This is a genomic window from Allobosea sp., from assembly GCF_036675845.1.
Taxonomy (GTDB): Bacteria; Pseudomonadota; Alphaproteobacteria; order Rhizobiales; family Beijerinckiaceae; genus Allobosea.
The window spans coordinates 1-6,347 of record NZ_JAKFED010000001.1; the positions used below are offsets into that span (position 1 = coordinate 1).

Genomic DNA, 6,347 nt, shown 5'->3' on the forward strand with positions numbered 1-6,347 from the left:
GACAGCCTGCACGGCCATCCCAGGCTGACCAGTCTCGAAGGCCAGGACATCCGCACGCTCGACCCGGCCCTGCTGCCGGAAGCGCCGGCGCTGGCGGTGATCGATGTCAGCTTCATCTCGCTGAAGCTGGTGCTGCCGGCGGTGGCGCGATTGCTGGCGCCGGGGGCGCATCTGGTCGCGCTGGTGAAGCCGCAATTCGAGACCAAGCGCTCGGCGCTGAAGAAGGGCGTGCTGCGCGACGAGGCGCTGCAGGCGCAGATCTGCATGGAGATCGCGGAGGTCTTGGCCGGGCTCGGCTTTTCGGTCGCCGGCCCGATCCCCTCGCCGATCGAGGGCGGCGATGGCAACCGCGAATTCCTGATCGGCGGGATGCGCTGAAGCTCAGCTCGCCATCAGCAGGTCGACCTCGGCCTGCACGGCGCCCGGGTCGATCCTGGCAGCCTCGCCCCGACCATTGGCATTGATGAAGGCCGCGGCCCGGGCGATCAGGCGGCGCAGCGACAGGCTGGCGACGTCGACCACCAGCGTCGGGTCCTCGTTTTCGGGCATCTCGTCGAGCAGCGCCGTCACGGTGAAGACGAGGCGGTTCATGGCGGCGCAAAGCCCCTCGAAGCCCTCGGCCTCGCGGGCGCCGAGCAGCCGGTAGGCCTCGCGCGCCGCGCCGGCGCAGCGCAGCGGGGAGTTCGCGAAATGCTCGCAATAGCTGACCGCGCGCCAGGCCTTGAGATCGATCAGGATCTCGCGGTCCATCGGCACCATCTCCAGCAGCATCAGCGCTTCGCTGTGGCGGTTGAGATAGTCCGTCGACAGATGCACGGGCGAAGACGCGGCTCCGGAGCCGGCCGCCGCCATCGGCGCATCTGAGCTTGCGGGAGCGGACATGCACGCGGCCTCGAAATCGTGGGGAATATGCGTGGCCAAACCCAAATAAAGTATTGATCGGGAATGACGGAACCCCAACTGATCCCGACATGTGTGGTCGCTATGCAGTCACCTTGCCGCCGGAGGCGATGCGCCAGGCCTTCGCCTATCGCGAGCAGCCGAACTTCCCGCCGCGCTACAACATCGCGCCGACCCAGCCGGTGCCGGTGGTGCGCCAGGACCAGGGCGCGCGCCAGTTCCTGCTGATGCGCTGGGGCTTCATCCCGGGCTGGGTCAAGGACCCGAAGAGCTTTCCACTGGTCATCAACATCCGCGGCGAAAGCGTCGCCGAGAAGCCCTCCTTCCGCGCCGCCTTCGCCCGCCGGCGCTGCCTGCTGCCGGCCGACGGCTTCTATGAATGGCCGCGCGGCGGCGGGCAGCGGCAGCAGGAGCGCCGCCCCTATCTGTTCCGCCGGCCCGATCGCGGCTTCTTCGCCTTCGCCGCGCTCTGGGAGACCTGGCACAGCGCGGACGGCTCGGAGATCGACACCGTCGCGCTGGTCAGCGGCCCGGCGAACGGGCTGATGGCGGCGATCCACGAGCGCTGCCCGGTCATTCTCGCGCCCGAGGACTATGATGCCTGGCTCGACCCGAATGCCGAGCCGGCAAGGCTGACGGCGCTGCTCAGGCCGCCACCGGACGCGCTCCTGGAGATGACCATGGTCGGCGCGGCGGTGAACAAGGTCGCCAATGACGGGCCGGAACTGCAGCAGCCTTTCGACGCCGCCGCGGCACCTGCGAAGCCGCCCGAGACGAAGCCCGCCATGCGTCCTCGTCGGGGCGGCAAGGACGATGCGCAGGGCAGCCTGTTCTAGAGCCGGATCCGATCAGGTTGAATCAACCTGATCGGTGAATCCGCCTCTAAACTATGGATAGAGAACGCGTTGTCCGATCAGATTGCCCAGCAATCTGATCGGCGCGTGCTCTAGCGGAACCGGCACGGGGGCGCTTACTGTCGGGCAACGCGACAGACAGAGGAAACGCCCGATATGCATGGCCGCCGCCCGACGATGAGTTCCCTGCACGGCATGGTCGCCGCCGCGCATCCGCTGGCGGCCCAGGCCGGAGCGCGCATCCTCAGTCAGGGCGGCAATGCCTTCGACGCCGCCGGCGCGGTCGCAGCTGCGCTGAACGTCGTCGAGCCGTTCATGTCGAGCCTGGGCGGCATGGGCTCGGCGACGATGTGGGTCGCGGCCGAAAAACGGGTGCGCGTGCTCGATTTCGTGCCGCCTGTGCCGGACAGCTTCCCGCTGGAGCGCTTCAGCCAGCGTTCCGATCTCGAGCGCGGCGCGCTCGCCGTCGCCCCGCCCGGCAACCTCGCCGGCTGGTGCGAGCTCAACCGGGCCTATGGCCGCGCCACGCTGGAGCAGATCTTCGCGCCGGCGATCGCGCTCGCCGCGGACGGGTTCCCGCTCGCCGAGTTCGGCGTCGCGGAGTTCAACGAGCAGGCGCCCCTGCTGCGCGAGCGGCCGGAGCTTCATGCCGACTGGGCGAAGAACTACCTGTCCGGCGGCGGCGATACGGTGGCGCTCGGCCATATGCTGCGCCAGCCCGACCTTGCCCGCACGCTCGCCGACATCGCGGCCAAGGGACCCGACCATCTCTATCGCGGCGCGCTCGGCGAGACCGTGATCGCCCATCTCAAGGCCAAGGGCGGCACCCTGACCATGGCCGATCTCGGCAAGGTCGCGCCGCGCTGGCGCGAGCCGCTCGCCGTCGCCTATCGCGACCGCCTCGTCCATGTGCCGCCGCCGGCCTGCGAAGGCTTCCAGTTCCTGCTGACGCTGCGCATCCTCGACGGAATCGACCTCGGCGGGTTGGAGCGCGATTCCGTCGAGCATCTCGACATCGTCTACCGCGCCATCCGCCTCGCCGCCGGCCTGCGCATCGCCCACAACAATCCCAAGCCGGAGAAGCTCGCCGAACTGCTCTCCGACGCCACGGTGGAGAAGCTGCGCGCCCGCCTCCGCGACGGCAAGCCGGTCGAAGGCCCGACCGAGCAGTGGATGCCGCAGGCTCCGGCCGGCGAGGACCCCGCGCACACCACCTCCTTCTCGATCGCCGACCGCGACGGCAACCTGATCTGCGTGACGCAGAGCATCGGCAGCCCGTTCGGCAGCGGCGTAGTCGTGCCCGGCACCGGCCTGTGCCTCAACAACTTCCTGTACTGGTCCGATGTCCAGCCCGGCAGCCCGAACCGCTCGCAGCCGGGCTCGGAGCTGCCGATGTGCATGTCGCCGAGCCTCTCGACCCGCGATGGCGAGCCGGTGCTGGCGCTCGGCACGCCCGGCAGCTACGGCATCCTGCAGACGCAGGTGCAGGCGATGGTGCAGCATCTCGATTTCGGCCTACCGCTGCAGGAGGCGATCGAGGCGCCCCGCGCCCGGCTCTGGGACGGCCGCGCCATCGAGGTCGAGGATCGCATCCCGGCGCAGACCATCGCCGCCTTGCGGCAGCGCGGCCACGAGATCACGCCTTTCGATGTCGGCTGGACGATGCGGGTCGGCGGCATGCAGGCGGTCGCGCGCGACCCCGCTACCGGCCGGCTCACCGGCGCCGCCGACCCGCGCCGCGACGGCTATGTCGCGACGCCCTGAGGCGTCTCGGGCCTGAACAGCGGCTCGGCCGCTTCGAAGACGGCGCGCGGCAGCATCCGCAGAGCTGCGGCCTCATAGGGCAGATGGGTCAGATGGGTCGCGGTCAGCTCGGCGACGGCGCGCGCCTGCGCCAGATCGCGCTGGCGCTTCAGCGGATCGCGCCCGGGCTGCTGCGAGACCCAGAGCTTATGGGCCGCGAAGACGCGCGGATCGACCGCGACGAAGCGCAGCGGCGCGCCCTTCTCGTCGATCGCGACAGCCTCGAATGACGGCGCGTTCTCGAGCCAGGCGAGGCCCTCGATCGCGACTGCGGTGAGATCGCCTCCGGCAGCGCTCAGGCTCTCGCGCATCTCCTGCCAAGGCGGGTTGCTTTCCGGCCGGATCAGATCGACGAGATAGCCTTCGGCATTGACGGCGCGGAAGCCCTGGCGGGCGCGCTCGAAGCTGCGGTCGACCCGCTTCAGGATGCCGAGCAGCCCGGCCTCCGCCAACGCCTCGTCGACGACGAAGCCGAGCTCGCGCCGCGTATCATAAAGCAGGTCGATATCCTCGGTGGTGGTGACCTCCGGGTCGACGAAGAGGCCGGCGGCTGCCTCATAGGCGTAGATCGCATGGGTGCCGACGACGCGCAGCGCCCGGCCCAGTAGCCCGGCATCGTCCAGCGCCTGGATGATCCTCGCGCCCGTCAGCGGCACGCGCCCGAGGCCGAGGACGCGGTTGATCGCCGCCTGGCGCTCGAGCACAGCGCGCGCCGCCTCGAAGCGCTGGCGGGCGGCCGCACGGCCGGTATCGAACTCATGCTTGATCCGCTCGGTTTCCGGCGAGCGCGGGCCGAGCGAGGTCTGCCGGCGCCGGCCGTCGTCGTCTCCATAGGCGCTGCGCAGCAGATATTCGATGTCCTTCGTCCGCGACCAGACCATCGAGCCACGATAATGGCGCAGCTGCGCCTTCGCCGACCTGAACGCCTCGTAACGCTGGCGCGTATTCACCGTCTCGCGGCGCTGATCGTTATTGAGCGGCTGCGGCATGGCTCCAACAGTTTGACCGATTTTCATTCAGGAGTGTTGGAACTAGCACGGAATGGAAGTTCCAACAAATCTCCCCGAAATCTCGAGCAACTGTTGGAACCCACTTGCGACGCCGCGGCGGCGGCGTGGCCGTCATGCGTCTCTCCGCTGGCTTCGTTCGCGCCCGGATGGCAGAGCATCCCCATGATCGCACGCCGCACGCGCGGCGTTTTCGAGGATTGAAAGCATGTCGACGCCCGCGCGGAACGATCTTCTCTCCTGGCTGACCGGCACTTTGCTGCCGGGCTGGATGGAGCGCGCCTTCGACCCGGCGCGGCCGGGCTTCGTCGAGTATCTGGGGCCGGATGCGAAGCCTGAGACCAGCGACCTGCGCACCACCCTGGTCACGGCCCGGCTGACCTATGTCTTCAGCCACGCGCATCTGCTCGGCGTACCCGGGGCGCTGGCGGCGGCGCGGCACGGCCTCGCCTTCCTGACCCAAGCTTGCCGGCGCGCCGACGGGCGCTTCTCCCATTCCTGCACGGCGCGCGGTGAGGCCGTCGACGGCAGGTCGGATTTCTACGATCTCGCCTTCGTCCTGTTCGCCTTCGGCTGGTTCGCAAAAGCGACCGGCGATACGGGCGTGCTGGCAATGGCCGGCGAGGTGATGGACTTCCTCGAAGAGGAACTGGCGCATCCGGCCGGCGGCTTCAGCGAGGATACGCAGGGCACGCAGCCGCGGCGCCAGAACCCGCACATGCATCTGCTCGAGGCCTGCCACGCCCTGGCCGCCGTGTCGCCGGACCCGCGCTGGCTGACGACCGCGGACAAGCTCGTGCGCCTGATGCGGGAGCGCATGCTGGACGGCAACGGCACGCTCGGCGAGTTCTTCAGCGAGGACTGGGCGGCATTTCCGGGTCCGCGCGGGCTGATCCGCGAGCCGGGCCATCATTTCGAATGGACCTGGCTGCTCTATCATCATGAACGGCTGACCGGCTCGGCCGAGGCGCGCGAAACGGCGCGTAAGCTCCATGCATTCGGGCAGCTTCAGGTCGACGCGGCGACCAACCCGTCGCGCCTCGTCGTCAACGAGGTCGATCCGACAGGCCGCGTGCTGAACGGCGCGGCCCTGCTCTGGCCGCAGACCGAATATCTGAAGGCGCAGGTCGCGCGGATCGAATTCGAGGGGGACCGCGACGCTGCGGCCCGCCTCGAACAGCATCTGCGGCTGGTCTTCCGGCACTTCGTCGATCGCGAGAGCGGGCTATGGGCGAACCAGCTCGACGAGTGCGGCCGGCCGATAGCCGAGCGGGTTCCGGTCAGGGTTCTCTACCATCTGGTGCTGGCGCTCGCCGAGGTCTGCCGCGTCACCAAGGGCGACGCGGCCTTCTAGTTTTCGGCGGACCCATACCGTCATTCCGGACAAGCGGCGAAGCCGCGCCGCTCCGGAATCCATCGAAGGGCGCTGTGCCCGACGATGGATCCCGGCGTTACGCTTCGCTCCAGCCGGGATGACGGCGCAGGGTGATCGAAAAAATGCCCTGGCTTGCGGTTCCGCGCGCCGCCTGCTGGCACCGAGGCGCTACAGCACCGCGCCGGGGTTGAGCACGCCCTTAGGGTCGAGCGCGGCCTTCACCGTCCGCATCAGGTCGAGCTCGACCGGGTCCTTGACGCCCGGCAACAGCGAGCGCTTGAGCCGGCCGATGCCGTGCTCGGCCGAGATCGAGCCGTGCAGTTCGCTGACGATGGCGTGGACGGCGGTGTTCATCGCGTCCCAGCCGGCGAGATAGGCCGCCTTGTCGGCGCCGACCGGCTGGCTGAC

At 69.2% G+C, this 6,347-nt stretch carries 7 protein-coding genes; 4 read left to right on the plus strand and 3 right to left on the minus strand.

The window, feature by feature from the left end:
* Positions 1-378: SAM-dependent methyltransferase (locus tag V6M56_RS00005; RefSeq protein WP_332680490.1), on the plus strand; the 378-nt coding region annotated here is incomplete at its 5' end.
* 3 nt (positions 379-381) lie between these two features.
* Here V6M56_RS00005 and V6M56_RS00010 read toward each other — a convergent pair.
* On the minus strand, positions 382-816 hold the full coding sequence (locus V6M56_RS00010) for a hypothetical protein (RefSeq protein WP_332680491.1): 435 nt from the start codon (positions 814-816) through the stop codon (positions 382-384).
* A gap of 155 nt (positions 817-971) precedes the next feature.
* Here V6M56_RS00010 and V6M56_RS00015 point away from each other — a divergent pair, with 155 nt between their 5' ends.
* Positions 972-1,736: an SOS response-associated peptidase gene (locus V6M56_RS00015; protein WP_332680492.1), complete on the plus strand. Its 765-nt coding sequence runs from the start codon at positions 972-974 to the stop codon at positions 1,734-1,736.
* A gap of 174 nt (positions 1,737-1,910) precedes the next feature.
* Entirely contained in the window at positions 1,911-3,518 is a 1,608-nt protein-coding gene (locus tag V6M56_RS00020) for a gamma-glutamyltransferase family protein (RefSeq protein ID WP_332680493.1), read from the plus strand.
* Here V6M56_RS00020 and V6M56_RS00025 read toward each other — a convergent pair.
* A complete protein-coding gene (locus tag V6M56_RS00025) occupies positions 3,500-4,546 on the minus strand; it encodes a nucleotidyltransferase domain-containing protein (protein ID WP_332680494.1) in 1,047 nt (348 codons plus the stop codon). The two genes, V6M56_RS00020 and V6M56_RS00025, sit on opposite strands and share 19 nt — an antisense overlap.
* A 226-nt stretch (positions 4,547-4,772) precedes the next feature.
* On the opposite strand from V6M56_RS00025, the gene V6M56_RS00030 reads away from it, so the two are divergent.
* Complete coding sequence (locus V6M56_RS00030; RefSeq protein WP_332680496.1) at positions 4,773-5,918, plus strand: AGE family epimerase/isomerase; 1,146 nt, start codon at positions 4,773-4,775, stop codon at positions 5,916-5,918.
* 189 nt (positions 5,919-6,107) lie between these two features.
* Here the strand turns inward: V6M56_RS00030 and V6M56_RS00035 are convergent.
* Positions 6,108-6,347: FAD-binding oxidoreductase (locus V6M56_RS00035; protein ID WP_332680497.1), on the minus strand; the 240-nt coding region annotated here is incomplete at its 5' end.

What these genes read in the sequence shown, in the direction of transcription:
- V6M56_RS00030 (WP_332680496.1), top strand. Translation starts at nt 4,773, where the DNA reads ATGTCGACGCCCGCGCGGAACGATCTTCTCTCCTGGCTGACCGGCACT.
- V6M56_RS00020 (WP_332680493.1), top strand. Translation starts at nt 1,911, where the DNA reads ATGCATGGCCGCCGCCCGACGATGAGTTCCCTGCACGGCATGGTCGCC.
- V6M56_RS00025 (WP_332680494.1), bottom strand. Translation starts at nt 4,546, where the DNA reads ATGCCGCAGCCGCTCAATAACGATCAGCGCCGCGAGACGGTGAATACG.
- V6M56_RS00015 (WP_332680492.1), top strand. Translation starts at nt 972, where the DNA reads ATGTGTGGTCGCTATGCAGTCACCTTGCCGCCGGAGGCGATGCGCCAG.